The sequence below is a fragment of the Janibacter indicus genome (assembly GCF_900176385.1).
Classification (GTDB): Bacteria; Actinomycetota; Actinomycetes; order Actinomycetales; family Dermatophilaceae; genus Janibacter; species Janibacter indicus.
Window position 1 is genome coordinate 18970 of sequence record NZ_FWXN01000009.1, and the last position, 26976, is coordinate 45945.

Below are 26976 nucleotides of genomic sequence, written 5' to 3' on the forward strand. Positions count from 1 at the left end.
GTGCACGCAAAGTCGGCCGTCAGCCCAGGACGCGGTGCAGCACCAGCCGGGCCACGGCCTCGGTGTCCGCGAGTCCCCCCGGGACGAAGGGGGACCCCGTCGCCTCGGCGAGAGCCGCGACCTTGTCGTGGAGCACGCCCTCCGCGAGGGTCGCCGGCACGACGACCCGCCCGCTCGTCGCGCCGGCACGGGGTGCGGCGAGGGTCATGCTCAGCCACCCCGGCCGGGGGTGGGCGTCGAGGAGGGTGCGGATGCTCTGACCGGCCTGACCGGAGCTGGACCCGCCGGCGACGAGCAGGGTGGCGCTCCCTTCGTCGTGGCCCGCGGCGCGCAGCCGCTCGTCGACCGCGTCCAGGAGCAGCGGGTGACCGCCGAGCGCACCGACGACCTGTGCTCTCGCTCCGGTCACGCCGAGCGCCCGGACGGCAGCGGGCACGTCGACCCGCGCGTGGAAGGCCGGCGTGATGAGCATCGGGACGACGGTGACGTCGCCATCGAGCCGGGGCCCGAGCTCCTCCGGTCGTGGGTGGTCGTTCTCGATGTAGACGAGGTGGGTGCTCCCCCGGCCGGCCGCCGCCAAGGGCTCGGCGACCCGGGAGCGCAGCCGCTCCAGGGTCGCCGAGTGGCGCGCGTCGGGCGAACCGTGCGCGAGCAGGACCGTCGTCACGCGCTCACGTGTGCAGGCCGCACTCGACCTTGTCCGTGCCCGACCAGCGGCCGGCCCGGGCGTCCTCGCCCTCGGCGACGGGCCGGGTGCACGGGGCGCAGCCGATCGAGGCGTAGCCGCTCTGCCGCAGGGGGTTGAGGAAGACCGACTGCTCGGCTGCGTACTGGTCGACGTCGTCCTGGGTCCAGGCGGCGATCGGGTTGAGCTTGACCATGCCGCGACGCTCGTCCCAGCCGACGACGGTGATGTCGGTGCGGGTCGGGGCGTCCTCGCGGCGCATGCCGGTCACCCAGGCGTCGTGGTCCTCGAGGGCACGGTTGAGCGGCTCGACCTTGCGCATGGCGCAGCACAGGTTGGGGTCCCGGTCGTGCAGCCTGGGGCCGTGCTCGGCGTCCTGCTCGGCGACGGTGAGCCTGGGGTAGATGGTGCGCAGCCGGATCGGCAGCATCGCCTCGTAGGCGTCGCGCGTGCCGAGGGTCTCGGCGAAGTGGTAGCCGGTGTCGAGGAAGAAGACGTCGGCGCCCTCGAGGGTGGTGCCGACGAGGTGCACGAGCACCTCGTCGCCCATCGAGCTGGCGACCGTCAGGCCGTCACCGAAGGTCTCGTGCGCCCAGGCCAGGGCCCGTCGGCCGATCTCGACTCGGCCCTCGTGGGTGTCGCCCAGCTCGGCCTCGAGTGCGGTGAAGAGCTCCTCGCCCTCGCGGGCCAGGTCGCGCAGGCGGTCGGTCTCGAGGTGCGTGGTCATCGGATGTCCTCCTCATCGGCCCGGCGCACCCACAGGGCGAAGGACTCCCCTTCGTCACGCTGGGCGAGGTAGGTGCGCGCCAGGCGCTCGATGTAGTCGGGCAGGTCGTCGCCGACGACCTTGAGGGCGCGGGTCTTGCGAGCCAGCGCGGTCTCCTCGGCCAAGGCGCCGCCGAGGTGGACCTGGAAGACCTCCTGGTGGGTGCCGTCCTCGCGCTTGTCGAGCATGCCCTTGAGGCCCACGTCGGCGACCTGGCTGCGGGCGCAGCTGTTGGGGCAGCCGTTGAAGTGGATGCTGAAGGGGACGTCGATGGTCAGGCGCTTCTCGAGCTCCTCGACGGTCCACCGGGCGCGGTTCTTGGTGTCGGTCAGGGCCAGCTTGCAGAACTCCAGACCCGTGCACGCGAGGACATTGCGGCGCCACTCGCTGGGGTGGACGTCCAGGTCGATCTCCTTGAGGTCCGTGGCCAGCGCGTCGGCCCGGTCGGGCTCGACGTCGAGGACGAGGATCTTCTGGTGCGGCGTGAAGCGGATCCGCTGGGAGCCGGCCGCCTCGGCGAGATCCGCCAGACGGGTGAGCTTCGTGCCCGTCATGCGACCGGCGATCGGCGCGGCGCCGACCCACACGCGGCCGTCGACCTGCTCGTGGATGCCGACGTGGTCACGGCGACTCCCCTTCGGCGCGACGGCCTCGGGCCCGTCGACGAGACGGCGGCCGAGGTAGTCGTCCTCGAGGACCCGGCGGAACTTCTCCGCGCCCCAGTCGGCCATGAGGAACTTCAGGCGGGCCTTGTTGCGCAGGCGCCGGTAGCCGTGGTCGCGGAAGATCGACGTGACGCCGTGCCACACGGCCGGCACGTCCTCGACGGGCACCCACACGCCGAGCCGCTGGGCGAAGATCGGCTTGACGGACAGGCCGCCACCGACCCACACATCGAAGCCCGGCCCGTGCTCGGGGTGCTCCACGCCGACGAAGGAGATGTCGTTGATCTCGTGGGCGATGTCGAGGACCGGCGAGCCGGAGATCGCCGTCTTGTACTTGCGCGGCAGGTTGGAGAACTCGGGGCTGCCGATGTACTCGCGCTTGATGATCTCCATGGCCGGTGTGCCGTCGATGATCTCGGCCTTGTCGATGCCGGCGACCGGAGAGCCGAGCATCGTGCGCGGGCAGTCGCCGCAGGCCTCGGTGGTCGACAGGCCCACGGACTCGAGGCGGCGCCAGATCTCCGGCACGTCCTCGATGCGCACCCAGTGCAGCTGGATGTTCTGCCGGTCGGAGACGTCGGCGGTGTCGCGGGCGAACTCGGTGCTGATCCCCGCAACGGTGCGCAGCTGCTCGGTGCTCATCCGACCGCCGTCGCTGCGCACGCGCATCATGAAGTACTCGTCGTCGAGGCCGTCCTCGCCGGTGTGCGTGCCGTCGAGGCCCTGCTTGCGCTGGGTGTAGAGGCCCCACCAGCGGAAGCGACCGGACAGGTCGTCCGGGGCGATCGAGGCGAAGCCGCCCTGCGCGTAGACGTCCTCGATCCGGGCGCGCACGTTGAGCGCGTCGTCCTCCTGCTTGAACTCCTCGTTGTGGTTCAGCGGGGTCCGGTCGCCGTCTGCCCAGGCGCCGGTGGACTTCGTGCGGGTGGGGCGGGTCGTCACAGTCACCCGCCCATCCTACGAGCCACCTTATGGATTGCATAACCGCCTGTTATGCGTCTCACCTGCTGGAGCAGGCCGCACGAGGGCGATCAGGCGAGCGTCACCAGATCGCGGTAGTCCGCGCTGTAGAAGTCCTCCACACCGTCGGGCAGCAGCAGGATCCGCTCCGGCTGCAGGGCGTCGACGGCGCCCTCGTCGTGGGTGACGAGGACGACCGCGCCCTTGAAGGTCGACAGCGCCCCGAGGATCTCCTCGCGGCTGGCCGGGTCGAGGTTGTTGGTCGGCTCGTCGAGGAGCAGGACGTTGGCGCTGGAGACGACGAGGAGGGCGAGCGAGAGCCGGGTCTTCTCCCCGCCGGAGAGCACGCCGGCCGGCTTGTCGACGTCGTCGCCGGTGAAGAGGAAGGAGCCGAGCACCTTGCGCACCTCGGTCTCACCGAGGTCCGGCGCGGCCGACTTCATGTTGGCCAGGACCGACCGGTCGACGTCGAGATTTTCGTGCTCCTGGGCGTAGTAGCCGAGCTTGAGCCCGTGCCCCGGCTCGACCTGTCCGGTGTCCGGTGCGTCGACCCCGGCGAGCATCCGCAGCAGCGTCGTCTTGCCGGCACCGTTGAGCCCGAGGACGACGACCTTGCTCCCCCGGTCGATCGCGAGGTCGACGTCGGTGAAGATCTCGAGGCTCCCGTAGGAGCGGGACAGGCCGGAGGCACGAAGGGGGGTCCGCCCGCAGGGTGCGGGGTCGGGGAAGCGCAGCTTGGCCACGCGGTCCTGGGTCCGCCCCCCCTCGACGCCGGCGAGCATCCGTTCGGCGCGCTTGATCATCTGCTGCGCCGCGGTGGCCTTGGTTGCCTTGGCCCGCATCTTCTCGGCCTGGTCGAGCAGGGCGCCGGCCTTCTTCTGGGCGTTCTGCAGCTCGCGCTTGCGGCGGCGCTCGTCGGTCTCGCGCTGCTGGAGGTAGTTCTTCCAGCCCATGTTGTACTGATCGATCTCGCACCGGTTGGCGTCGAGGTGGAAGACGCGGTTGACGACGACCTCGAGCAGGTCGACGTCGTGGCTGATGATGATCAGCCCGCCCTTGTAGTTCTTGAGGTGGTCGCGCAGCCAGGCGATCGAGTCGGCGTCGAGGTGGTTGGTCGGCTCGTCGAGCAGCAGGGTCTCGTTGCCGGAGAAGAGGATCCGGGCGAGCTCCACCCGACGGCGCTGACCACCCGAGAGGGTCTCGAGGCTCTGGTCGAGTCGGGCCTCGTCGATGCCGAGCGCCGAGGCGATGCTCCCGGCCTCGGACTCCGCGGCGTACCCGCCCGCCGACTCGAACTCCTCCTGCAGGCGGGAGAACCGCGCCATCGCCCGCTCGAGCGTCTCCGGGTCGGCGCTGGCCATCCGCTGCTCGGCCGTCCGGCGGTCGGTGACGATCCGGTCGAGCCCGCGTGCCGAGAGGATGCGCTGCCGGGCCGTGACGGTGAGGTCCCCGGTGCGTGGGTCCTGCGGCAGGTAGCCGATCCCGCCGCTCGCGGTGACGCTGCCGGCCGCCGGCTGACCCTGCCCTGCCAGGACCTTGGTCAGGGTGGTCTTGCCGGCGCCGTTGCGTCCCACGAGGCCGACCCGGTCGCCGGGGGCGACCCGGAAGCTCGCTCCCTCCAGGAGGATCCGGGACCCGGCGCGCAGCTCGATGCCGCTGGCTGTGATCACGGGTGGTTCTCCTGCACGTGCGAGGGCTCGGTCGGCGGCTAGTGTAAGTCGCGCGACCGCGCGTTCCCGCATCGGTTGGTCGCGGCGGTCCGGGCCCGCTCCTGATGGAGGTCAGTACATGAGCATCAACGACAACGCCTCGCTCGACACCTCGCGCATGGGCGGCGGGGGTGGCGGCGGGGGCCGTGGCCCGGTCATCGCCGGGGGTGGCGGCATCGTCGGTGTCATCGTCGTCATCGTCGCGCTGCTCATGGGCGCCAATCCCTCGGACCTCGGTGTCGGAGGCCAACCCCAGGAGAGCGCATCGGGCGAGGACACCTGGGTGCAGGACAACTGCAAGACCGGGGCCGACGCCAAGAAGGAGCGCCGCTGCCTGATGGTCCTCGGCGAGAACAGCCTCTACGACTTCTGGAGCGACCAGCCCGACCTGGCCAAGGCCCTCGACGACGCGGGTCAGGACTTCCGCGGGCCCAAGCAGACGGTCGTCTACCAGGGGCAGACGCAGTCCCAGTGCGGCACGGCGAGCAACCAGATCGGTCCCTTCTACTGCCCCCTGGACGAAAAGATCTTCATCGACACCGACTTCTTCGACATCATGGAGAGCCAGCTCGGCGCCGAGGACGGGACCCTCGCCGAGCTCTACGTCCTCGCCCACGAGTACGGCCACCACATCCAAAACGTCTACGGCGTCCTCGAGGAGTCGCAGAAGGACCCGCAGGGCGCCGACTCGGGCGCGGTGCGCGTCGAGCTCATGGCCGACTGCTTCGCGGGCATGTGGATGCAGCACGCGACGCAGACCAAGGACGCCAACGGCGAGGTCCTCATCACCGAGATCAGCGAGGCCGACGTGCGCAATGCCATGGGCGCGGCCAAGTCGGTGGGCGACGACGAGATCCAGAAGAAGTCCGGTGGCGGAGTCAACCCCGAGGGCTGGACCCACGGCTCGGCCAAGGCCCGTCAGGCCTGGCTGCTGCGCGGGATGAAGGCCGACTCGGTCGGCTCGTGCGACACCTTCGAGGTCGCCGACCCCAACAACATCTGAGCCTCCCGAGCTACTTCTTCCTGCCCTCCGACTTGCCGGCGCCCCACTGGCCCTCCGTCGGGGCGAAGACCCACACCGTCGTGCCCTTCGGGTAGTAGCGGTTGATGCTGAACTTCACGTAGCCGGTCGAGCTGGTCCGCGCCGACTTGATGTACTGCTGCGGCTCGCCGGGCTTCTTGACGAGCAGCCAGGTCTTGATGCCGCTGGCAGCCGGCCCCCCAATGCCCTGCTTGACCCGGGCGGAGACGCCCCCACCCGTGGCCCAGGTCTTCGGCCACGTGGCCCGCAGCTCGATCGGCGTCCGCCCGGTCGTCTCGGCGACGATGCCCGTCGAGTAGTCGGTCCAGTCGGTGTAGGAGCCGGTCATCCACATGACCGAGAAGGGCCCCACCGCACCCGCGGGCGCCGCAGGCGTGCGCTGCACGCCCCGCTGGAGGGCGATGGGCCGGGAGAGCCACGACGCGCCCCGGTCGCTCGTCGACAGCTCGGACAGCTGGGTCTCCTCGCCCGCGCGGGTGATGACGTAGGCCGTGTTGGCGTTTCGCGCGTCGAGCGTGATGCCCTCGGGGTACTCCTCCTGCCGCGCGACCGTCCGGGTGGTCCACGAGCCGCTCACGGTGGTCGCCCACTTGTAGGTGTAGCCGCTGCTCCCGGTGGTCCGGTCGGTCGTGGTGAAGGCGACCGTGGGATAGCCACCGGAGCGCAGTCCGAAGTCGTAGACGCGCACCCGACCGTCGAGGCTGCGTCCGTCGTAGATCTGGGTGCCCGAGCGCGGGTAGGCGGGGCGAGCGACGGCCGTGCCGTTGGTCCGACCCAGTTTCTTGGTCGCGGCGTCGTAGGTGAAGTGGTAGAGCGAGTTGTTGACGTCCTGGGCCGGGTGCCCGTCGCTCACGGCCAGATGCATCTGCTTCCAGCCCGAGGAGGCCGCCTCGAGGTAGGGCCAGGTGCGCAGCCCGCCCCCGGAGTTCTTGAAGAGCTGGACGGGAGCGGACCAGTTGACGAGGTCCTTGCTCGTCGAGACGACCCAGTTCTGGTCGGAGTAGCGACGGGTGAGCACGTGGTACTGGTTGCTCACGCCGCGCATCCGGAAGACCTGGACGTACGTCGACTTCGCATTTTCCATGCTCGAGCCCTTGAGCTTGCGCACCGCCGACATCTTCGTGACGTCACCCGCGGTGTTGCTCACGCGGTACTGCACCGGCGCCTTGCCGTGGCCTCCCCAGAAGGCCGCGATCCGCCCGTCAGCCGTCTCGACGAGGCCAGGGACGTTGTGGTCGTCGCGCAGCTGGTACTGGCTCAGCGTCGTCGTGGCCATCCGCTGGTCGGCCTTGCTCAGCGAGGTGAGCATGACCGAGCCCGCCCTCGTGACGTAGGCGAAGTAGGTGTAACGCGAGGTCTGCAGGACCCGCGGGTCGGAGTACCAGGTCCACGCGCCGTTGGAGGTCATCCGCACCGTCCGCGCCTCGAGCGAGTCGGCCGTGGCCGGCGCCGCCGCCACCGGCTGCGCCGGCTGCTCGGCGGTCTGGAGCGACTCGTCGGCCACCGAGTCGGCGACCCGCTGCTGCTGGGCCGTGGCGCGCTGGGTCATCGGCGTGCCCTTGGCGGCGGGCGGGACGGGGTCCGGCGGTGCCTGCTGCGCCTGCGGCGCGGTGGTCGCCGTCGGCGGTGGTGCCGCCACGGCGGCGGTCCCCGTCAGCAGGGCCGCCACGAGGGCGACGGTGGACATGACGGCAGTACGTGAAGAGCGCACGGTGCTTCCCCCGAAGGAATGTGGCAAGGCTCTCCCCGTCCTCGCCTACGCGCGCAGATTACACCCGCCGACGCGCTCCCCTGCGCAGGCTCAGTCGCTGATCTGCAGCCGCACGCACCGGGATCGTCGCGCGGCCTCCTGGAGCACCACGAGCCGCGGGTCGGGCAGGTCCCACAGGGTGCGCTGCGGCAGGTCGCGCAGGTGCTCCAGACGCGGGTCCTCGAGCACCTGCTCGGCCATCTGCCGGTCGCCGCCGAGGACGAGGGCGTCGACGGCGTCCCGCCCCAGATGACGAAGGGAGATCTCCCTCACCTTGTCGAGCACCCCGTCGGCCTGGTTGCCACGACGTCGGGCGTACCGTTGCTGGCTCCACCCGCCCTTCTTCGTCCGCGACTGGACGTAGGCGGTGCCGCACGTGTGGGCGAGGAGGTCACCCCCTTCGTCACGGCCCACGGCGTACCCGCCGCGCCGCACGAGGACCAGACCGATCCGCTGGTGCTCGAAGCGCTCCCCCGTCGCCGTGGCGCCGTCACCGCCGGTGAGCACGACGGTGCCCGGCCCGTCGGCGCGCGTGACGCCGTCGTGCCGGGCACCGAAGCCCTCGACCCACCGGTCGAGCCGAGCCGGGTCGACCTCGACCGTGCGGGTCATCGTGAGGAGTGGCTCAGATGTTGAAGCCGAGCGCGCGCAGCTGCTCGCGACCGTCGTCGGTGATCTTGTCGGGGCCCCACGGCGGCATCCACACCCAGTTGATCCGGGCGTCGGCGACAATGTCCGACAGCGCCCCGTCGACCTGGTCCTCGATGACGTCGGTCAGCGGGCAGGCGGCGGAGGTGAGGGTCATGTCGATGACTGCGTGGTTCTGCGGGTCGACGGTGATGCCGTAGACGAGACCGAGGTCGACGACGTTGATGCCGAGCTCGGGGTCGACGACGTCGCGCAGGGCCTCCTCGACATCGGCGACGTTGCTCGGGGTCGGTGCCTGGGCGGTCATGCGGACTCTCCTTCGGTCGTGCTGGGGACGTCGACGCCGGCCTGGGCCAGGGCGTCGGTGAGGGCCATCCAGCCGAGCAGCGCGCACTTGACGCGTGCCGGGTACTGGGCGACACCGGCCAGGGCGACACCGTCGCCGATGACCTCCTCGTCGCCCGGGTCCTGACCACGGCTGGTCAGCATGTGCCGCATCGCGGCGTGGACGTCCATGGCGTCATGGATCACCTCACCGGTGACCTCCTCGGCGAGGATCGAGGTGCTCGCCATGGAGATCGAGCAGCCCATGGCCTCGTAGGAGATGTCGGTGATGTGGGCGTCGGGGCCGGTGCCGTCGAGGTGGACGCGCAGCGTCACCTCGTCGCCACAGGTCGGGTTGACGTGGTGCACCTCGGCGACGTGCCCCTCACGCAGGCCGTGGCCGACCTTGCGCTTGGAGTGGTCGAGGATGAGCTCCTGGTAGAGGTCCATCAGGCGGCCCCCCGATCGATGCCGAAGATCTCGGGCACCCGGTCGAGCGCGGCCACGAGGGCGTCGATCTCGGCGGGGGTGTTGTAGACGGCCAGCGAGGCGCGCGTGGTCGCCGCGACGCCGAAGCTGCGGTGCAGCGGCCACGCGCAGTGGTGGCCGACGCGCACGGCGACGCCCTGGTCGTCGAGGACCTGGCCGACGTCGTGGGCGTGCACCCCGTCGACGACGAAGGAGACGGCCGAGCCGCGGTGGTCGGTGTCGGCGGGGCCGACGAGACGCACCCACGGGCGCTGCGCGAGCGAGTCGAGCAGCCGCGCGGTGAGCGCCTGCTCGTGCTGGGCGATGCGCTCGACGCCGATGTCACGCATCCAGCGGACGGCGGCGCCCAGACCGATGGCCTGGCTGGTCATCGGAACACCGGCCTCGAAGCGCGTGGGCGGCGGGGCATAGGTGCTGCCCTCCATGCGCACGATCTCGATCATCGAGCCGCCGGTGAGGAAGGCGGGCATCTGCTCCAGCAGGTCGTAGCGGCCCCACAGGACCCCGATGCCGCTCGGGCCGTACATCTTGTGACCGGAGAAGGCGAGCAGGTCCACACCCAGCTCGGTGACGTCGACCGGGAGGTGCGGCACCGACTGGCAGGCGTCGAGCACCGTGATGGCCCCGACGGAGCGGGCGGCGGCGACGACCCGCGGGACGTCGGTGACGGCCCCGAGGACGTTGGATGCGTGCGTGAAGGCCACGACCTTGGTCCGCTCGGTGACCATCTCGTCGAGCTGGTCGAGGTCGAGCCGGCCCTCGGTCGTCACGCCGATCCAGCGCAGGGTCGCGCCGGTGCGTCGGCACAGCTCCTGCCACGGGATGAGGTTGGCGTGGTGCTCGGCCTCGGTGATGAGCACCTCGTCGCCCTCACCGAGACGAAGGGGGGACCCCGCCTCGGCGTTGGAGAAGGCATAGGCGGCGAGGTTGAGCGCCTCGGTCGCGTTCTTGGTGAAGACCACCTCGCGCGGCTGGGCGCCGATGAGCCCGGCGATGTCGGCCCGGGCGCTCTCATAGGCCTCGGTGGCCTCCTCGGACAGCGCGTGGGCACCACGGTGCGGCGCGGAGTTGGCCGTGACGAGGAAGTCGCGCTCGGCGTCGAGGACGGCGAGCGGCTTCTGCGAGGTCGCGCCGGAGTCGAGGTAGACCAGCGGCTTGCCCCCGCGCACGGTGCGCTCGAGGATCGGGAACTGACCGCGGATCGCGGCCAGCTCGCCCTCGGGGATCAGCTGCGGCGTCATGGTCAGGCCCCTGCGGTCGTGGCGGGCTCCCCCGTCGCGATGAAGCGGTCGTAACCCTCGGCCTCGAGCTGGTCGGCCAGCTCCGGGCCGCCCTCCTCGGCGATCTTGCCGTCGACGAAGACGTGGACGAACTCGGGCTTGATGTAGCGCAGGATCCGCGTGTAGTGCGTGATGAGCAGGACACCGGCGTCGGTCGACTCCTTGGCGCGGTTGACGCCCTCGGAGACCACGCGCAGCGCGTCGACGTCGAGGCCGGAGTCGGTCTCGTCGAGGACGGCGAACTTCGGCTTGAGCAGCTCCATCTGGAGGATCTCGTGGCGCTTCTTCTCACCACCGGAGAAGCCCTCGTTGACGTTGCGGTCGGCGAAGGAGGAGTCCATGCGCAGCTCGTCCATCGTGCCGCGGACCTCCTTGACCCAGGTGCGCAACTTGGGGGCCTCGCCGTCGATGGCGGTCTTGGCGGTGCGCAGGAAGTTGCTCACCGTGACGCCCGGGACCTCGACGGGGTACTGCATCGCGAGGAAGAGGCCCGCGCGGGCGCGCTCGTCGACGGACATCGACAGCACGTCCTCGCCGTCGAGGGTGACCTCGCCGGAGGTGACGGTGTACTTGGGGTGGCCGGCGATCGAGTAGGCGAGCGTGGACTTGCCGGAGCCGTTGGGGCCCATGATCGCGTGGGTCTCGCCGGACCGGATGGTCAGGGTGACGCCCTTGAGGATCTCCTTGGGGCCGTCTTCGGTCTCGACACTGACGTGCAGGTCGGTGATCTGGAGCGTTGCCATGTCGGTTCTTTCGGTCGAAGGGGGAAGGTCAGTCGGCGAGGGCGACGAGCACGTCGCCGGCCTCGGTGACCTGGACGGTGTGGACGGCGACGGGCACGGTCGCCGGCAGGTGGCTGGGGGCGCCGGTGCGCAGGTCGAAGCGCGAGCCGTGCAGCCAGCACTCGATGGCGCAGCCGTCGACCTCGCCCTCGGAGAGCGAGACGTTGGCGTGGGTGCACGTGTCGTCGACGGCGTGCACGGTGCCGTCGTCGGTGCGCACGATCGCCACGAGGCGGCCACCGATGTCGGCCTTGGCCGCCTCACCCGGGGTCAGCTCGTCGAGGCTGCAGACGCGGATGTAGTCGGGCTCGGCGACGGCACTCATGCCGCACCGCCCTCGAGCTCGACGTCGATCGCGGCCATGATCCGGTCGCTGATCTCCGCGTCACCGATGCGCGCGACGATGCTGTTGAAGAAGCCGCGCACGACGAGGCGACGGGCCTCGTCCTCGGGGATGCCGCGAGCCTGCAGGTAGAAGAGCTGCTGGTCGTCGAAGCGCCCGGTCGTCGAGGCGTGCCCGGCGCCGACGATCTCGCCGGTCTCGATCTCGAGGTTGGGCACGGAGTCGGCCCGCGCGCCGTCGGTGAGGACGAGGTTGCGGTTGAGCTCGTAGGTCTCGGTGCCCTCGGCGGCCGCGCGGATCAGCACGTCGCCGACCCACACGGTGTGGGCTGTCTCGCCCTGCAGCGCGCCCTTGTACTCGACATTGCTCGAGCAGTGCGGCGCCTCGTGGTCGACGAAGAGCCGGTGCTCGAGGTGCTGGCCGGCGTCGGCGAAGTAGACGCCCAGGCCCTCGAAGGAGCCACCCGGACCGGCGTAGGTCGCGTTGGTGTTGAGGCGCACGATGCCACCGCCGATCGTCACGGCGATGTGCCGCACGCTCGCGTCACGACCGACGACCACGTCGTGCTGGCCCAGGTGCTGCGCGTCGTCCTCCCAGTCCTGGAGGGAGACGATCGTCAGCTGCGAGCCGTCGCCGGCGAGCACCGAGAGCAGCTCGGTGTAGTCGGCGGTGCCGGAGTGCTCGACGACGATCGTGCCCCGGGCGAAGTGCCCGACACGCACCACGTGGTGGGCGCGGACGGTGTCACCGCCGGTGCCGGTGAGCGAGATGCGCACCGGCTCGGTGAGCTCGGCCTCGGCCGGGATGTCGATGATCGTCACATCACCACCGGCCGCGGCGACCGCCGCGGCGCGGTCACCGGGGGCCGGCGCACCGAGCGCGCGGGCCTCGTCGGCGGGGACGACCGAGCGGGTGACGCCCTCCGGCAGGTGGTGGGTCACGTCGAGCTCGGCGGACCCGCCGGCGTCCGCCAGCAGGTCGGTGAGGCGCCCGACGGGGGTGAAGCGCCAGTCCTCCTCGCGGCCGGTCGGCAGCTCGAAGTCAGCCACCGACCACGAGCGCGTGCGCTCGGCGCGGGACTGGTCGGGGACCAGGGTGTCGGCGGAGTGGGTGTGGGCCTTGGGGCCCGAGTCAGCCAGAAGGCTCATCAGCCGACGGCTCCTTCCATCTGGAGTTCGATGAGGCGGTTGAGTTCGAGGGCGTACTCCATCGGCAGCTCGCGCGCGATGGGCTCGACGAAGCCGCGCACGATCATCGCCATGGCCTCCTCCTCGCTCAGCCCGCGGGACATGAGGTAGAAGAGCTGGTCGGCCGAGACCTTGGAGACGGTCGCCTCGTGACCCATCTGCACGTCGTCCTCGCGGACGTCGACGTAGGGGTAGGTGTCGGACCGGCTGATCGTGTCGACGAGCAGGGCGTCGCAGACGACGTTGGACTTGCTGTTGGTCGCTCCCTCGAGCACCTGCACCAGGCCCCGGTAGGAGGTGCGACCGCCACCGCGGGCGACCGACTTGGAGACGATCGAGCTCGAGGTGTTGGGCGCCGCGTGCACCATCTTGGCCCCCGCGTCCTGGTGCTGGCCCTCGCCGGCGAAGGCGATCGACAGCGTCTCGCCCTTGGCGTGCTCGCCGAGGAGGAAGCACGCGGGGTACTTCATCGTCACCTTGGAGCCGATGTTGCCGTCGACCCACTCCATCGTGCCGCCCTCGGCGACCGTGGTGCGCTTGGTGACGAGGTTGTAGACGTTGTTGGACCAGTTCTGGATCGTCGTGTAGCGCACTCGCGCGTTCTTCTTCACGACGATCTCGACGACGGCGCTGTGCAGCGAGTCGGTCTTGTAGATCGGGGCGGTGCAGCCCTCGACGTAGTGCACGTAGGAGCCCTCGTCGGCGATGATCAGCGTCCGCTCGAACTGGCCCATGTTCTCGGTGTTGATCCGGAAGTAGGCCTGCAGCGGGATGTCGACGTGGACGCCCGGCGGGACGTAGATGAAGGAGCCACCGGACCAGACTGCGGTGTTGAGCGCGGAGAACTTGTTGTCACCGGCGGGGATGACGGTGCCGAAGTACTCGCGGAAGAGGTCCTCGTGCTCGCGCAGGCCGGTGTCGGTGTCGACGAAGATGACACCCTTCTCCTCCAGGTCCTCGCGGATCTGGTGGTAGACGACCTCCGACTCGTACTGCGCCGCGACACCGGCGACGAGGCGCTGCTTCTCCGCCTCGGGGATGCCGAGCTTGTCGTAGGTGTTCTTGATGTCCTCGGGCAGGTCCTCCCAGGAGGCCGCCTGCTTCTCGGTGGACTTCACGAAGTACTTGATGTTCTGGAAGTCGATGCCGGTGAGGTCGCTGCCCCAGCTGGGCATGGGCTTCTTGTCGAACAGCCGCAGCGACTTCAGGCGCAGGTCACGCATCCACTGCGGCTCGCCCTTGCGGTCGGAGATGTCGCTCACGACGGCCTCGTTGAGGCCACGCTTGGCGCTGGCACCGGCGGTGTCGGCATCGGCCCAGCCGAACTCGTACTTGCCGATGTCCTTGAGCCCTGGGTTGAGCTCTTCGATGTTGGTGCTCATCGGGTGGACCTCTCTGTGTGGGGACGCGCCCCCGCGGTGGGGACGAAGGTGGTGCAGACGTGATCGCCCTGGGCCAGGGTGGCCAGGCGCTGGACGTGGACGCCGAGGAGTCGGCTGAAGGCATCGGTCTCGGCCTCGCACAGCTCCGGGAACTGCGCGGCGACGTGCTGGACCGGGCAGTGGCCCTGGCACAGCTGGAGGCCGACGACGACGTCGTCGCCGACCGTGCGGGCGCTGGCAGCGTAGCCCTCGGAGCGAAGGGCGGTGACGAGGGCCTCGGTGCGAGCCCGGGGGTCGTCGCCCGCGGCCTTGACCTGTGCGGCGCAACGTGCCTCGAGCGCGCTCATGCGCTGGTCGGCGAAGGCGCGCACGCCGTCGGGTCCGATGCTCTCGCGCACGAAGCGGATCGCGTCGACGGCGATCTCGTCGTAGTCGGAGGGGAGTCGGTCGTGGCCGGTGTCGCCGACGACCCACTCGCGGGCGGGGCGCCCGCGGCCGCGCTTGCCGGTGTGGGGTGCGCGGCTGGTGACGGCGCCGGACTCGGCAAGCTGGTCGAGGTGTCGCCGCACGCCGGTGGCGGTCAGCCCGAGGTGGCTGGCCAAGTCGGCGGCGGTGATGGGACCGCGCTCGCTGATCGTCGCCAGGACACGGTCCCGGGTGCGGGCATCGCGGGTCGCCGCGTCGGTGTCCGACGCGCGCAGGTCCCGCGGAGCAATAACCACACATCCATGTTATGTAATTCGGCCGTGGACACAACAAAGGTATGCCTCACCCCACACCCGGGGTCCGGCTGCCTAGACTCCCCTCTCGTGGATCGTGCCGTCGTCGTGGAGGACCTGCGCCGCGTCTTCGGTGACACCGTCGCCCTGGACGGGGCCTCGTGGGGTGCCTCGACGGGGCAGATCACCTGCGTCCTCGGGCCCAACGGTGCCGGCAAGACGACGACCATCGAGTGCCTCGAAGGCCTCCAGCAGCCCGACGGCGGCCGCTGCCGCGTCCTCGGCACCGATCCTTGGCAGGCCTCCGCCGACCACCGTGCCCGCGTCGGCGTCATGCTCCAGGACGGCGGGCTGCCGCAGAGCGTCCCGGCCAGCCGCCTGCTCGCCCACCTCGGCCGGCTCTACCGGACCCACCGCGGTCCGGAGCTCGTCGAGAGACTCGACATCGCCCCCTTCGCCCGGACACCGGTCCGCCGCCTGAGCGGAGGCCAGCGCCAGCGGGTGGCCCTGGCCGCCGCCCTCCTCAGCGACCCCGAGGTCGCCTTCCTCGACGAGCCGACCGCCGGGCTCGACCCGCACGCTCGACTGGCCGTGTGGGACCTCCTGCGCGAGCGACGCGACGAGGGGGTCGCCCTCGTGGTGACGACGCACGGCTTCGAGGAGGCCGAGCGTCTGGCCGACCGGGTCGTCATCCTCGACCGCGGGCGGGTCGTCGCCGACGACACCCCGGCGGCGATCGCCGCCGGCGGACGGCTCGAGGACGCCTACTTCGCCCTGACCGGAGGCCTGCGTGGCAACTGAGTCCCTCTCCCCCGCAGAGCCGCGCGGCCGCCGGGTGCGCGCCCAGGCGCGCTTCGAGGCCGAGATCCTCGTGCGCAACGGCGAGCAGATCCTCGTCGCGCTCGTGCTGCCCGTGCTCGCCCTCCTCGCGCTCCTGGCGAGCCCCTACCCGGAGCTGCCCGCACCCCGCATCGCCCTCGTCGCCCCCGGCGTGCTCGCGCTCGCCGTGGTGTCGACGGCCTTCACCGGCCAGGCGATCCAGACCGGCTTCGACCGCCGCTACGGCGTGCTGCGAATGCTCGCGACCTCACCCGTCGGCACCGACGGCCTGCTCGCGGGCAAGGCCCTGGCGGTGGCCGGGGTCGTCGTCGGCCAGCTCCTCGTGCTCGGGTTGGTCGCCGCGGTCGCCGGCTGGCGGCCCGACCCGCTGGGCCTGCTGATCACCCCCGTGAGCGCGGCGCTGGGTGTGTGGGTCTTCGTCGCCCTCGCCCTGCTGCTGGCCGGGGTCCTGCGGGCCGAGGCCGTGCTGGCGGTGGCCAACCTCGTCTGGGTCCTGCTCGCCGGTGCCGGCGGCCTGCTCCTGCCGGGCGACACCGTCGGTCTCGACGCCGTGGTGCGGTGGCTTCCGTCGGGTGCCCTCGGCGACGCCTTCCGCGACGGTCTCACCGGTGCAGGCGTCCCGCTCGTGCCGTGGCTCGTGCTCGTCGCCTGGGGGGTCGTGCTGAGCCTCGCCGTCGTGCGCACCTTCCGCTGGCGGGACTGACCCCCTTCGGACCCTGTGGTCGGAGCACACCCGGCTACGACATACCGTAGTGGCGTGCCCGAGACCCTCTCCCAGACCGCCCGCACGTGGCTGCCGCGCCTGCTCCTGCTCAACCTGATCGTCGAGATCGGCATCGTCGTCACCGGCGGCCTGGTGCGGCTCACCGGCTCCGGGCTCGGCTGCCCGACCTGGCCCGAGTGCGTCCCCGGCTCCTACGTGCCGACGGTCGAGCAGGAGGAGGGCATCCACAAGCTCATCGAGTTCGGCAACCGCACGCTCACCGGGCTCCTCGGCTTCGTGGCGCTCGCGCTGCTCATCGCGCTCTACCGCTGGGCCCGTGACCGGCGCGAGCTGATCACCGGCACCTGGGTCGTCATGGTCGGCATCGCAGCCCAGGCGATCGTCGGGGGCATCACGGTCCGCACCGGGCTCAACCCCTGGATCGTCGCCTTCCACTTCCTGTGCTCGATGGTGCTCATCGCCGTCTCGGCCTGGCTCTACTGGCGCCAGCAGCAGCCCTCGGGCCGCACGCACTCGCTGCTCCACCCGCTCGTCACCCGACTGCAGTGGCTGCTCGTCGCCGTCGCCGTCGCGGTGCTCGCGCTCGGCACCGTCGTCACCGGCTCCGGCCCGCACTCCGGCGATGCCGAGACGCCGGCCCGCACCGGCTTCGACCCGCGCACCATCTCGTGGCTGCACGCGGACGCCGTGATGCTCTTCGTCGGCATCTGCGTCGCCGTCTGGCTCGGCGCGAAGCTCACCGAGCGGGCCGCCGGTCCCGCCCGCGCCTGGTGGGTCGTCCTGTGGGTCACCCTCGCCCAGGGCCTCGTCGGCTACGTCCAGTACCTGACGAAACTGCCCGAGGTCCTCGTGCTGGCCCACATGCTCGGCGCCAGCCTCCTCGTCGTCGCCATCACCCGCGCGATCGTCCTCTCCCGCACGACGGAGCCCCTGCCGGCCGACTGAGCGCAGGCGGGGAGAGGTATCCCCGACCGGCTCATCGACACGCGATCACCTCGACCCAGCTGACGAAGGGGTGGGTCGGCGCGAATCACGCCGAAGTCGAGCACGACAACTGGACCCCGCGACGACGAAGGACGTCGGCCAGTGCCGACCTGCTCCCTTCGTCAGCGACCAGAGCAGCACGACCCGACCACGCGGGTCGTGCGGGGCCAAGGGGGTCAGGAGAGGCCGGGCAGCGGCAGGTGCAGCAGGGGGTCGATCGCGACGCCGAGGAAGAGCAGTGTCACGTAGGTGATCGAGAAGTGGAAGAGCCGCATCGGCTTGAGCACCGACTGCTTGGCACCACGCCCGGCGGCCGCGAGCAGCCGGTGGGCCTCGGCGACGAAGAGCCCACCGGAGACGAGGGCGGCGACGAGATAGACCCAGCCCATGTCGGCGACCGGGACGAGGGCCAGCGAGGTGAGGACCATCACCCAGGAGTAGGCGACGATCTGGCGCGCGACGGTCGTCATCTGCTCGACGACGGGCAGCATCGGCACCCCGGCCTTGGCGTAGTCGTCGGTGAAGCTCATCGACAGCGGCCAGTAGTGCGGCGGGGTCCAGAAGAAGATGACGAGGAAGAGGATGATCGCCGGCCAGCCGACGGAGTTGGTCACGGCCGACCACCCGATGAGGGTCGGCATGCAGCCGGCGATGCCGCCCCACACGATGTTCTGCGGGGTGCGCCGCTTGAGGATCATCGTGTAGCCGACGGCGTAGAGCACGATCGCGGCGAGCGAGAGCATTGCCGAGAGAGGGTTGACGAGCAGCCACAGCCAGGCGGTGGACAGCGCGGTGAGCACCAGGCCGAAGACCAGCGCCGCCCGGGGCGTGACCTCGCCGGTGACGAGCGGCCGGTTCTGCGTGCGGCCCATCTGGGCGTCGATGTCACGGTCATAGACCATGTTGAAGGTGTTGGCCGCACCGGCGCTCAGGCTGCCGCCGACGAGGGTCAGCACGATGAGGGCGAGCGAGGGGACGCCACGCTGGGCGAGGAACATCACCGGGACCGTCGTCACGAGGAGCAGCTCGATGATGCGCGGCTTGGTGAGCGCCACGTAGGCGGCCACGGTGCGGCGCCAAGGACGGGTCGCCGGCGACAGCTCGCGCGTCGACTCGAGAGTGGTCACGGACTGCCTTTGCCGAAGGGGGTGGGACATGGTCGGGCGGGGCCGCGACCTCCGGGGAGTCTACCCGTGTCGAAGGGTGCTCCGGCCCCCGGGTTGCACTCGTCACCACCCCCCGGGACGGGACTAGTGTGGGCGACAGCACGCACGCTCCCGCAGCAGAAAGGTCATCCGTTGAGCACGGACACCGCCACCTCCCCCAAGGCTCCCGCACGGAAGGCAGCCGGTAGCGCTGCTCCGAAGGGCACCACCCGCACCGTGGCCTCGGCCAACCCCGACGGTCCGGCGGGCACGTCGTCCCGGTCGAAGGACCTCCCGTTGCCGGTGGCGAAGAAGGCGAAGTGGTCCGACCTCGACGTCCGCGCCGTCGACACCGGCCGACTCCTCGCCGCCGACGCGGTCCAGGAGTGTGGCAGCGGCCACCCCGGCACCGCGATGAGCCTCTCCCCCGTCGCCTACCTGCTCTACCAGCAGGTCATGACGCACGACCCGGCCGACCCGGCGTGGCTGGGCCGCGACCGCTTCGTCCTGTCGGTCGGGCACTCCTCGCTGACGCAGTACGTCCAGCTCTTCCTCTCCGGCTACGGGCTCGAGCTCAGCGACCTGAAGTCCCTGCGCACCTGGGGCTCCCTCACCCCGGGCCACCCTGAGGTCCACCACACCGCGGGCGTCGAGATCACCACCGGCCCCCTCGGGTCGGGGCTGGCCTCCGCCACGGGCATGGCGATGGCGCAGCGCCGCCAGCGCGGGCTCTTCGACCCCGATACCAAGGCCGGGACCTCCCCCTTCGACCACACGATCTGGTGCCTCGCCTCCGACGGCGACATGCAGGAGGGCGTCTCCGCGGAGGCCGGCTCGCTCGCCGGCCACCAGGAGCTCGGCAACCTCAACGTCATCTACGACGCCAACCAGATCTCCATCGAGGACGACACCGACATCGCCTTCAGCGAGGACGTGGGTGCGCGCTACCGGGCCTACGGCTGGGAGGTCATCGACGTCGACTGGCGCAAGACCGGTGACGGCAAGGCCTACGTCGAGGACATCGACGCCCTGCTCGCCGCGACCCAGCAGGCGAAGAAGAACACCAAGGCCCCGACGCTCATCGTGCTGCACACGATCATCGCCTGGCCCGCGCCGACCAAGCAGGACACCGGCGCCTCGCACGGCTCCGCGCTCGGTGAGGACGAGGTGGCCGCGACCAAGGAGCTCCTCGGCTTCGACCCGAAGAGGAGCTTCGCCGTCGAGAAGGCCGTCCTCGACCACACGCGCGAGGTCAAGAAGCGCGGCAAGGCGGCCCACAAGGAGTGGGACAAGAGCTTCGCCGCGTGGCGCAAGGCCAACCCCGAGCGGGCCGAGCTGCTCGACCGGGTCGTCGCCGGCAAGGTCCCGGCGGGCCTCGACAAGGCGCTGCCGACCTTCGAGGCCTCCGACAAGGGTCTGGCCACTCGCGCCGCCTCGGGCAAGGTGCTCACCGCCCTGGCCGACGTCATGCCCGAGCTGTGGGGCGGGTCGGCCGACCTCGCCGGCTCCAACAACACGACGATGGACGGTCAGCCCTCCTTCACGCCCAGGAGCAAGCAGACCGACACGTGGAAGGGCGACGAGTACGGCCGCACGCTCCACTTCGGCATCCGTGAGAACGGCATGGGCATGGCGATGAACGGCATCGCCCTCGAGGGCCTGACCCGCGTCTACGGCGGCACCTTCCTCGTCTTCTCCGACTACATGCGTCCGGCCGTCCGCCTGGCCGCGCTGCAGCAGCTGCCGGTCACCTACGTGTGGACCCACGACAGCATCGGCCTCGGCGAGGACGGCCCGACCCACCAGCCGATCGAGCACCTCGCCGCGCTGCGGGCCATGCCCGGCCTCGACGTCGTCCGCCCGGGCGACGCCAACGAGGTCAGCGTCTGCTGGGGCCAGGTGCTCAAGAACCGCTCCACCGCCGCGCTGGCGCTCTCCCGTCAGGGCACCCCGACCATCGACCGCCGCGAGTACGCCTCGGCGAAGGGAGCGGCCAAGGGCGCCTACGTCCTCGCCGAGTCGAGCACCGACGTCCCCGACGTCATCCTCGTCGCGACCGGCACCGAGGTCGCCGTCGCGATGCAGGCACGCACCACCCTCGAGAAGGCGAAGATCGGAACCCGCGTGGTCTCCATGCCGTGCCGCGAGTGGTTCGACGCCCAGACGAAGGCCTACCAGGACAAGGTCCTGCCGGCCGCCGTCCGGGCTCGCGTCTCGGTCGAGGCCGCGACTCCCTTCGGCTGGCGCGAGATCGTCGGTGATGCCGGCGAGATCGTCGGCATCGACCACTTCGGCGCGTCAGCCGACGCGGCGACCCTCTACGACAAGTTCGGCATCACCCCGGCCGCCGTCGTCAAGGCGGCCAAGGCCTCCATCAAGAACGCGAAGGGATGACCGTCATGGCCAACCAGCTCCCCACCGCACCCGCTCCGATCGCCTCGCTGCGCGAGGCCGGGGTCTCCGTCTGGCTCGACGACCTCAGCCGTGAGCGGCTGCGCTCGGGCAACCTCCAGGAGCTCATCGACACCACCGGCATCGTCGGCGTGACGACCAATCCGTCGATCTTCCAGGCAGCGCTGGCCGACGGCGACGCCTACACCGAGCAGCTCAACGCCTTGGCGGCCGAGGGCAAGGATGTCGACGAGGTCGTCTTCGCGCTGACGACCGACGACGTGCGCGAGGCCTGCGACCTCTTCGCCCCGATCTTCGAGGCGACCGACGGTGTCGACGGCCGGGTGTCCCTCGAGGTCGACCCGCGACTGGCCCACGACCCCGAGGCCACCGCCACCTCCGCCCAGGAGCTCGCCGCGGCGGTCGACCGGCCGCAGGTGCACATCAAGATCCCGGCGACCGAGGCCGGCCTGCCGGCGATCACCCGCACCCTGGCCGAGGGGATCAGCGTCAACGTCACGCTGATCTTCAGCCTCGAGCGCTACCGCGCGGTGATGAACGCCTTCGTCGAGGGCCTCGAGCAGGCCCTGGCCGCCGGCAAGGACATCTCGAAGATCCACTCGGTGGCCTCCTTCTTCGTCTCCCGCGTCGACACCGAGATCGACGCACGGCTCGACGAGATCGGCACCGACGAGGCCAAGGCCCTGCGCGGCCAGGCGGGCGTCGCCAACGCTCGCCTCGCCTACCAGGCCTACGAGGAGGTCTTCAGCACGCCTAGGTGGCAGCGTCTCGAGGCCGAAGGGGGCCGCCGCCAGCGTCCGCTGTGGGCGTCGACGGGGGTCAAGGACCCGGCCTACCCCGACACGCTCTACGTCACCGAGCTCGTCGCGGCCGACACGGTCAACACGATGCCGGAGAAGACCCTCGACGCGACCATCGACCACGGTGAGGTCACCGGCGACACCATCACCAGTGGCTACGCGCAGGCCCAGGAAGTCCTCGACCGGCTCGAGGCCCTCGGCATCAGCTACACCGAGGTCACCGACAAGCTCGAGGTCGAGGGCGTCGACAAGTTCGAGAAGGCCTGGGGCGAGCTGCTCGACGGGGTCAGCGCCGAGCTGGCGAAGGCGACCTCGAAGTGACCAGCCTCTCCGTCGCAGCGGCCGGGGCGGCGGCCGACGCGGTCACCGCCCACGTCCCGTCCCTCGTCGCCGACGGCGTCGCGGGCCGCATCTTCGCGCAGGACGCCACGCTGTGGGGGCCTGCCGCCGAGGAGGAGGCCGGCAAGCGCCTGTCGTGGGTCGGCCTGGGACGCACCTCGCGCCACCTCGTCGGAGAGGTCTCGGCCCTGCGCGACGAGCTGCGCGAGCAGGGCGTCGACCGGGTCGTGCTCTGCGGCATGGGCGGCTCCTCGCTGGCGCCGGAGGTCATCTGCGCGACAGAGGGACTCCCCCTCGTGGTCCTCGACTCCAGCCACCCCGACGTCGTGCGCGCCGCGGTCAGCGAGCTCGAGCGCACCGTGGTCGTCGTGTCGAGCAAGTCCGGCTCCACGGTCGAGACCGACTCCCAGCGACGGGTCTTCGAGCAGGCCTTCACCGACGCTGGCATCGACCCGGCCGGCCGGGTCGTCGTCGTCACCGACCCGGGCAGCCCGCTCGACGAGCAGGCCCGCGAGGCCGGCTACCGGGTGGTGGGCGCCGATCCCGACGTCGGCGGCCGCTACTCGGCCCTCACTGCCTTCGGTCTCGTGCCCTCGGGCCTGGCCGGGGCCGACATCGAGGCCCTCCTCGACGACGCCGAGGCCGTCGCCGACCTGCTCGCCGAGGACGACGAGGCCAACCCCGCACTGCGGCTGGGGTCCGCGATCGGCGGGACCTCCCCCCTTCGCGACAAGCTCTACCTCGTCGACCACGGCACCGAGGCTCGTGGGCTGGGCGCCTGGGCCGAGCAGCTCATCGCCGAGTCCACCGGCAAGGACGGCACCGGGCTGCTGCCGGTCGTCCTCGCCCGCCCCGGCGGGAGCACCCCTCCCCCGGACGCGACGATCGTGCGGCTCGTGCCCGACGACGGCGACGACAGCGCCCCGGTCGCGGCGTCGACCGTCGACGTCGGGGGCTCCCTCGGCGCGCAGTTCCTCCTGTGGGAGGTCGCCACGGCCGTCGCCGGACGGCTCCTCGGGATCAACCCCTTCGACCAGCCCGACGTCGAGAGCGCCAAGCAGGCGGCCCGGGACCTGATGTCCGGCTCCGGCGGCGACGAGGTGAGCGATGACTTCGCCGACGGCCCGGTCAGCGTGCGCCACCTCGGTGGTGACTGGCTCGGTGACGCGACCGACGTCGACGCGGCGGTCGCCGCCCTCCTCGCCCAGGTCGACCCCGAGCACGGCTACGTCGCGGTCATGGCCTACCTCGACCGGGAGGGCGACGCCCCCTTCGCGCGGGTGGCCGACGCCCTGGCCGAGCGCGTCGGACGGCCGGTGACCTTCGGCTGGGGGCCGCGGTTCCTGCACTCGACCGGCCAGTACCACAAGGGTGGTCCGGCGACCGGCGTCTACCTGCAGGTCACCGACACCCCGCGGGAGGACCTGCCCGTGCCGGGCCGGGACTTCACGCTGGGCGAGTTCATCGCGGCCCAGGCCGGGGGTGACGCACAGGTCCTCGCCGACCACGGTCGTCCGGTGCTGGTCCTGCACCTCACCGACCACGACGCGGGTCTGGCACGGGTCACCCGGGCCCTCGCGGGGGGCCGCGCATGAGCCCGGCCCGGGTCACGCCCGACAGCAACCCGCTGCGCGACCCCCGCGACAAGCGCCTGCCGCGCATCGCCGGGCCGTGCAGCCTGGTCCTCTTCGGCGTGACGGGCGACCTCGCCCGCAAGAAGCTCATGCCGGCGATCTACGACCTGGCCAACCGTGGTCTGCTGCCACCGGGCTTCTCACTCGTGGGGTTCGCCCGACGTGACTGGGCCGACCAGGACTTCGGCAAGGTCGTCTACGACGCCGTCCGTGAGCACGCGCGCACCCCCTTCCGCGAGGAGGTCTGGCGCAGCCTGTCCGAGGGCTTCCGCTTCGTACCGGGCACCTTCGACGACCCGGCGGCCTTCGACCTGCTGGCGCAGACCGTGCACGAGCTCGACGAGGCCCGCGGCACGGGCGGCAACCACGCCTTCTACCTGTCGATCCCGCCGGGGTTCTTCTCCACGGTGTGCGAGCAGCTGCAGCGCTCCGGTCTGGCAACACCGACCGACGACTCGTGGCGACGCGTGGTCATCGAGAAGCCCTTCGGGCACGACCTCGAGAGCGCCCAGGAGCTCAACACCATCGTCGAGCAGGTCTTCCCACCCGACTCGATCTTCCGGATCGACCACTACCTGGGCAAGGAGACGGTGCAAAATCTGCTCGCACTGCGCTTCGCCAACCAGATGTTCGAGCCGGTGTGGAACAGCCACTACGTCGACCACGTGCAGATCACCATGGCCGAGGACATCGGCATCGGTGGCCGGGCCGGCTACTACGACGGCATCGGCGCCGCCCGCGACGTCATCCAGAACCACCTGCTCCAGCTGCTCGCGCTGACCGCCATGGAGGAGCCGACGAGCTTCAACGCCGCGGCCCTGCGCACCGAGAAGGAGAAGGTGCTCGCAGCGGTCCGCGTGCCCGAGGACCTCGCCTCCACGACCGTCCGCGGGCAGTACGCCGCGGGCTGGCAGGGCGGTGACAAGGTCATCGGCTACCTGCAGGAGGACGGCGTCGCCGCCGACTCGACGACCGAGACCTATGCCGCGATGCGACTCGACGTCGACACCCGTCGATGGGCCGGGGTGCCCTTCTACCTGCGCACCGGCAAGCGCCTGGGGCGTCGCGTCACCGAGATCGCCGTGGTCTTCAAGCGGGCGCCACACCTGCCCTTCACCGACACCGAGACCGAGGAGCTGGGCCAGAACGCTGTCGTCATCCGCGTCCAGCCCGACGAGGGCGTCACGATGCGCTTCGGCGCCAAGGTCCCGGGCAACCAGATGGAGGTGCGCGACGTGACGATGGACTTCGGCTACGGGCGCGCCTTCACCGAGTCCAGCCCGGAGGCCTACGAGCGGCTCATCCTCGACGTCCTGCTCGGCGACCCCCCGCTCTTCCCGCGCCACGAGGAGGTCGAGCTGTCGTGGAAGATCCTCGACCCGATCGAGCGCTTCTGGGCCAGGAGCAGGGCCACGGTCGAGCAGTACCCGGCCGGGACCTGGGGCCCGGCGGCCGCCGACGAGATGATGCAGCGTGACGGACGCACCTGGAGGATGCCGTGATCGTCGACCTGCCCAATGCCAGCACCTCGAAGATCGGCCAGCGGCTCATCGAGATCCGTGAGGACGTCGGCGCGATGGCGCTCAGCCGGGTGCTCACCCTCGTGGTCGTCGTCCCCGAGGACGACGCCGAGGAGGCCCTGGCGGTCGCCAACTCCGCGAGCCACCAGCACCCCGCGCGGATCATCTGCGTCATCCTCGCCAATGCCCGCGGCAAGGCACGGCTCGACGCGCAGATCCGGGTCGGCGGCGATGCCGGCGCCTCCGAGGTCGTCGTCCTGCGGCTCTTCGGCGAGCTGACCCGGCACGCGCGCAGCGTCGTCACGCCGCTGATGCTCCCCGACGCACCCGTCGTCGCGTGGTGGCCGACCGAGGCTCCCAAGAACGCCTCGCAGGACCCCGTGGGCGCGATGGCCCAGCGACGGATCACCGACTGCGCCGCCGCCGACAACACCTTGGCGACCCTCAAGCGACTGGCCAAGACCTACGCCCCCGGGGACACCGACCTGGCGTGGAGCCGGATCACGCTGTGGCGGGGTCTGCTCGCCACGACGCTCGACCGGGCTCCCTTCGAGCAGGTCGGCGCGGCGACCGTCGTGGGCGGCGCCGACTCGCCCTCAGCCGACCTGCTCGCGGGGTGGCTCCAGCACCGCCTGAAGTGCCCCGTGGCCATCGTGAGGTCCCGCACCGGTACCGGCATCGTCAGCGTGCGGCTGGAGCGCGCCTCCGGCCCCATCGACCTCGTGCGTCCCCCCGCCGGTGACACCGCGACCCTCGACCAGGCCGGGCAGCCGCGTCGTGCGATCGCGCTGGCGCCCCGGTCCGACGCAGAGTGCCTGGCCGACGAGCTGCGTCGCCTGGACCCCGACGAGGTCTACGAGGACGCGCTCACCCGCGGCCTGCCCAAGGTGACCCGCCGCCGGATGACGATGACCGACGCCGTCGAGGACGGCATCGTGCCCTCGCCCAGCGATGCCCGCCGCACCGCGGAGCAGCTCGCCGAGGCCTCGCGCGAGGCGATCCGCAGCGCGATGGTCGAGGCATCCCCAGAGGATGCCGACCGGAGCACCGAGGCGGTCAAGAGCGCGGTGCGCGACCGTCTCGAGGAGGAGCCGTCGTGACCGACTCCCTCGTCCTGGTCCACCCCGACGCCGAGACGACGGCCCAGATGATCGCGGGTCGGTTGCTGGCCGCGGTGCAGGAGGCCCTGGCCCTGCGCGGTACGGCGCACGTGGCGCTCACCGGCGGATCCATGGGCTCCGCCCTCGTCACCGCTCTCGCCGACCACCCGGCGGTCTCCGTCGTCGACTGGTCGCGCGTGCACCTGTGGTGGGGCGACGAGCGCTACCTGCCCTCGGGTGACGTCGACCGCAACGACACCCAGAACACCGATGCCGGCCTCGCCCGGCTCCCGCTCGACCCGGCGAAGGTCCACCACGTGCCCGGGCCCGACGACTCCGAGTCAGCCGAAGCGGCGGCAGCCGCCTACGAGCGGGCGCTGCGGGTCTGGGGCGGTGGCGCGTGGGACATCGTCCTCCTCGGGGTCGGGCCCGACGGTCACGTGGCCTCGCTCTTCCCCGGTCACCCGGCGCAGCTGCGCGACGACGCCTTGGCCATCGCGGTCCACGACTCGCCCAAGCCGCCCTCGACGCGAGTCTCGCTCACGATGGGCTGCCTGTCGAGGTCGCGCGAGGTGTGGTTCGTCGTCTCGGGTGCGGACAAGGCCGAGGCCGTGGCGAAGGGGGTCAGCGGCGCCCCACCCGCAGAAAGCAGCGCCGCCCAGGTCCACGGGCTCGAGCGCACGCTGTGGCTCGTCGACGAGGCCGCCGCCTCCCAGCTCACCTGACGCCCGGACCTGCTGTCCAGTC

At 71.2% G+C, this 26976-nt stretch carries 25 protein-coding genes; 10 read left to right on the top strand and 15 right to left on the bottom strand.

Translation table 11 applies throughout. The annotated features are described in order from the left end of the window. Positions 1–19: 19 nt before the first annotated feature. From B9B60_RS11655 to B9B60_RS11670, 4 genes are all read right to left on the bottom strand, one after another. Positions 20–667, bottom strand: a complete 648-nt coding sequence (locus B9B60_RS11655; RefSeq protein ID WP_084451615.1) for a sirohydrochlorin chelatase — start codon at positions 665–667, stop codon at positions 20–22. Positions 668–671: 4 nt separating this feature from the next. Continuing rightward, complete coding sequence (locus tag B9B60_RS11660) at positions 672–1412, bottom strand: phosphoadenylyl-sulfate reductase (RefSeq protein WP_084451617.1); 741 nt, start codon at positions 1410–1412, stop codon at positions 672–674. Beyond that, positions 1409–3058 carry a nitrite/sulfite reductase gene (locus tag B9B60_RS11665; RefSeq protein WP_143445566.1) on the bottom strand — a complete coding sequence of 550 codons (1650 nt, stop codon included), beginning with the start codon at positions 3056–3058 and terminating at the stop codon, positions 1409–1411. The genes B9B60_RS11660 and B9B60_RS11665 overlap by 4 nt, the downstream gene beginning before the upstream one ends. 89 nt (positions 3059–3147) lie before the next feature. Beyond that, positions 3148–4746, bottom strand: coding sequence for an ABC-F family ATP-binding cassette domain-containing protein (locus B9B60_RS11670; protein ID WP_084451621.1), 1599 nt, complete (start codon positions 4744–4746; stop codon positions 3148–3150). Between the two features lie 118 nt (positions 4747–4864). Between B9B60_RS11670 and ypfJ the strand changes: the two genes are divergently transcribed. Then, complete coding sequence (gene ypfJ, locus B9B60_RS11675) at positions 4865–5788, top strand: KPN_02809 family neutral zinc metallopeptidase (RefSeq protein WP_084451623.1); 924 nt, start codon at positions 4865–4867, stop codon at positions 5786–5788. 10 nt (positions 5789–5798) lie between these two features. Here ypfJ and B9B60_RS11680 read toward each other — a convergent pair whose 3' ends face one another. The 10 genes from B9B60_RS11680 to B9B60_RS11725 form a co-directional block, all read right to left on the bottom strand. Continuing rightward, the gene (locus B9B60_RS11680; protein WP_084451625.1) at positions 5799–7514 is read right to left on the bottom strand and encodes a BNR-4 repeat-containing protein; all 1716 of its coding nucleotides are present in this window, start codon (positions 7512–7514) and stop codon (positions 5799–5801) included. Positions 7515–7628: 114 nt separating this feature from the next. Next, the gene (locus B9B60_RS11685; protein WP_084451627.1) at positions 7629–8189 is read right to left on the bottom strand and encodes an acVLRF1 family peptidyl-tRNA hydrolase; all 561 of its coding nucleotides are present in this window, start codon (positions 8187–8189) and stop codon (positions 7629–7631) included. 13 nt (positions 8190–8202) lie between these two features. Further along, a complete protein-coding gene (locus B9B60_RS11690; protein ID WP_072624667.1) occupies positions 8203–8532 on the bottom strand; it encodes a metal-sulfur cluster assembly factor in 330 nt (109 codons plus the stop codon). Next, positions 8529–8999 (bottom strand): Fe-S cluster assembly sulfur transfer protein SufU, encoded by a 471-nt coding sequence (sufU, locus tag B9B60_RS11695; RefSeq protein ID WP_084451629.1) that lies wholly within the window; start codon positions 8997–8999, stop codon positions 8529–8531. Before sufU ends, B9B60_RS11690 begins: the two co-directional genes overlap by 4 nt. Further along, complete coding sequence (locus B9B60_RS11700) at positions 8999–10279, bottom strand: cysteine desulfurase (RefSeq protein WP_084451631.1); 1281 nt, start codon at positions 10277–10279, stop codon at positions 8999–9001. The genes sufU and B9B60_RS11700 overlap by 1 nt, the downstream gene beginning before the upstream one ends. 2 nt (positions 10280–10281) lie before the next feature. Beyond that, positions 10282–11061: a Fe-S cluster assembly ATPase SufC gene (sufC, locus tag B9B60_RS11705; RefSeq protein ID WP_072624670.1), complete on the bottom strand. Its 780-nt coding sequence runs from the start codon at positions 11059–11061 to the stop codon at positions 10282–10284. A 28-nt stretch (positions 11062–11089) separates the two neighbouring features. Then, positions 11090–11425, bottom strand: coding sequence for a non-heme iron oxygenase ferredoxin subunit (locus B9B60_RS11710; RefSeq protein WP_084451633.1), 336 nt, complete (start codon positions 11423–11425; stop codon positions 11090–11092). Then, the gene (sufD, locus tag B9B60_RS11715; protein ID WP_084451635.1) at positions 11422–12591 is read right to left on the bottom strand and encodes a Fe-S cluster assembly protein SufD; all 1170 of its coding nucleotides are present in this window, start codon (positions 12589–12591) and stop codon (positions 11422–11424) included. The genes B9B60_RS11710 and sufD overlap by 4 nt, the downstream gene beginning before the upstream one ends. Then, complete coding sequence (gene sufB / locus B9B60_RS11720; RefSeq protein ID WP_084451636.1) at positions 12591–14012, bottom strand: Fe-S cluster assembly protein SufB; 1422 nt, start codon at positions 14010–14012, stop codon at positions 12591–12593. Before sufB ends, sufD begins: the two co-directional genes overlap by 1 nt. Beyond that, entirely contained in the window at positions 14009–14734 is a 726-nt protein-coding gene (locus tag B9B60_RS11725) for a helix-turn-helix transcriptional regulator (RefSeq protein WP_084451638.1), read from the bottom strand. Before B9B60_RS11725 ends, sufB begins: the two co-directional genes overlap by 4 nt. 87 nt (positions 14735–14821) lie before the next feature. On the opposite strand from B9B60_RS11725, the gene B9B60_RS11730 reads away from it, so the two are divergent. The 3 genes from B9B60_RS11730 to B9B60_RS11740 are packed head-to-tail and all read left to right on the top strand — an operon-like array spanning position 14822 to position 17240. Next, complete coding sequence (locus B9B60_RS11730) at positions 14822–15532, top strand: ABC transporter ATP-binding protein (RefSeq protein WP_084451640.1); 711 nt, start codon at positions 14822–14824, stop codon at positions 15530–15532. Further along, the gene (locus B9B60_RS11735; protein WP_084451642.1) at positions 15522–16274 is read left to right on the top strand and encodes an ABC transporter permease; all 753 of its coding nucleotides are present in this window, start codon (positions 15522–15524) and stop codon (positions 16272–16274) included. The genes B9B60_RS11730 and B9B60_RS11735 overlap by 11 nt, the downstream gene beginning before the upstream one ends. Before the next feature lie 54 nt (positions 16275–16328). After that, on the top strand, positions 16329–17240 hold the full coding sequence (locus tag B9B60_RS11740) for a COX15/CtaA family protein (protein WP_084451644.1): 912 nt from the start codon (positions 16329–16331) through the stop codon (positions 17238–17240). Positions 17241–17455: 215 nt separating this feature from the next. On the opposite strand, the gene B9B60_RS11745 is transcribed toward B9B60_RS11740, so the two are convergent. Then, positions 17456–18406, bottom strand: coding sequence for a heme o synthase (locus tag B9B60_RS11745; RefSeq protein ID WP_084451646.1), 951 nt, complete (start codon positions 18404–18406; stop codon positions 17456–17458). A 255-nt stretch (positions 18407–18661) separates the two neighbouring features. Here B9B60_RS11745 and tkt point away from each other — a divergent pair, with 255 nt between their 5' ends. From tkt to pgl, 6 genes are read left to right on the top strand one after another with little or no spacing between them, the layout of a single operon-like run. Continuing rightward, positions 18662–20818: a transketolase gene (gene tkt, locus B9B60_RS11750; RefSeq protein ID WP_200811221.1), complete on the top strand. Its 2157-nt coding sequence runs from the start codon at positions 18662–18664 to the stop codon at positions 20816–20818. After that, the gene (tal, locus tag B9B60_RS11755) at positions 20815–21957 is read left to right on the top strand and encodes a transaldolase (protein ID WP_084451650.1); all 1143 of its coding nucleotides are present in this window, start codon (positions 20815–20817) and stop codon (positions 21955–21957) included. Before tkt ends, tal begins: the two co-directional genes overlap by 4 nt. After that, positions 21954–23570 carry a glucose-6-phosphate isomerase gene (locus tag B9B60_RS11760; RefSeq protein WP_084451652.1) on the top strand — a complete coding sequence of 539 codons (1617 nt, stop codon included), beginning with the start codon at positions 21954–21956 and terminating at the stop codon, positions 23568–23570. Before tal ends, B9B60_RS11760 begins: the two co-directional genes overlap by 4 nt. Beyond that, positions 23567–25111 carry a glucose-6-phosphate dehydrogenase gene (zwf, locus tag B9B60_RS11765; protein WP_084451654.1) on the top strand — a complete coding sequence of 515 codons (1545 nt, stop codon included), beginning with the start codon at positions 23567–23569 and terminating at the stop codon, positions 25109–25111. The genes B9B60_RS11760 and zwf overlap by 4 nt, the downstream gene beginning before the upstream one ends. Further along, the gene (gene opcA, locus B9B60_RS11770) at positions 25108–26229 is read left to right on the top strand and encodes a glucose-6-phosphate dehydrogenase assembly protein OpcA (protein ID WP_084451656.1); all 1122 of its coding nucleotides are present in this window, start codon (positions 25108–25110) and stop codon (positions 26227–26229) included. Before zwf ends, opcA begins: the two co-directional genes overlap by 4 nt. Further along, positions 26226–26954 carry a 6-phosphogluconolactonase gene (gene pgl, locus B9B60_RS11775; protein WP_084451658.1) on the top strand — a complete coding sequence of 243 codons (729 nt, stop codon included), beginning with the start codon at positions 26226–26228 and terminating at the stop codon, positions 26952–26954. The genes opcA and pgl overlap by 4 nt, the downstream gene beginning before the upstream one ends. The last annotated feature ends 22 nt before the right edge of the window (positions 26955–26976 follow it).